This window comes from Vibrio sp. R-1 (assembly GCF_035615595.1).
GTDB lineage: Bacteria > Pseudomonadota > Gammaproteobacteria > Enterobacterales > Vibrionaceae > Vibrio > Vibrio cholerae.
On record NZ_WPDC01000242.1, the window covers coordinates 1 to 796 of the forward strand.

The following is a 796-nucleotide window of genomic DNA, read 5'->3' on the forward strand; positions in this document are numbered from 1 at the left end:
CCCTTAGGCGGGCGTTAAATTGCAGTCAAGGATGGTGGATTATCAAAATTGATATTTATGATGTATTTATTGGCGAATCGGCCTTTGGTAATCCTTGCGGGGTGCTAGAGCTAAATGGCTGGCTTTCCGATAGCGAGTTACGTCAAATAACCCGTGAAGTTGGACAGCCTGTGACTTCTTTCATTACTCACGCCGACGGACAGTTTCACATTCGTTGGTTTGCATTGGATGGTGAAATTAATCTTTGTGGTCACGGGAGTTTAGGCGCTGGTGCAGCGATCCTTTCTAAGTACCAACTGGAAAGTGTTGTTTTCAACAGTAAATACGGTGAAGTGGTGATTTCTAAAAGAGATGACCAATATTCATTGGTATTACCAAGCTGGGAAGCAAAGCCTTGTGCCGTTCCAGTAGAAATCTCTGATTTAGCGACGGATGCGATTGATGTTTTTTCTACCCGAGACTTAGTCTTGGTTTTGCCTTCGGTGGAGGCTGTCATGAATTTCCAGCCAGATGATGATCGCTTGAGAGAAATCAACGAATACCATGCTCTGATTGTAACGGCTGCAAATGGTAATAGTGGTTATGTTCTAAGATACTTTGCTCCCCAAATTGGCATATCTGAGGATTTAGCAACGGGCTCAGCACAATGCTCTCTTGCACCGTATTGGTTTAAAAAACTTGGGTCCGATGCATTGAATGCGCGTCAACTTTCAATGTCAGGTGGTTATTTTGAAGTAGAGAGAACAACTGAAAATTCAATTACAGTATTTGCCCAATCAAAGCGGCGAGCAATTGC

1 protein-coding gene is annotated in these 796 nt (G+C 43.3%); it reads left to right on the top strand.

Annotated features, from left to right (window positions below; translation table 11 throughout):
- Positions 1–53 precede the first annotated feature (53 nt).
- Positions 54–796, top strand: a 743-nt coding sequence (locus GOU96_RS17870; RefSeq protein WP_324702102.1) for a PhzF family phenazine biosynthesis protein, incomplete at its 3' end; no start/stop codon positions are given.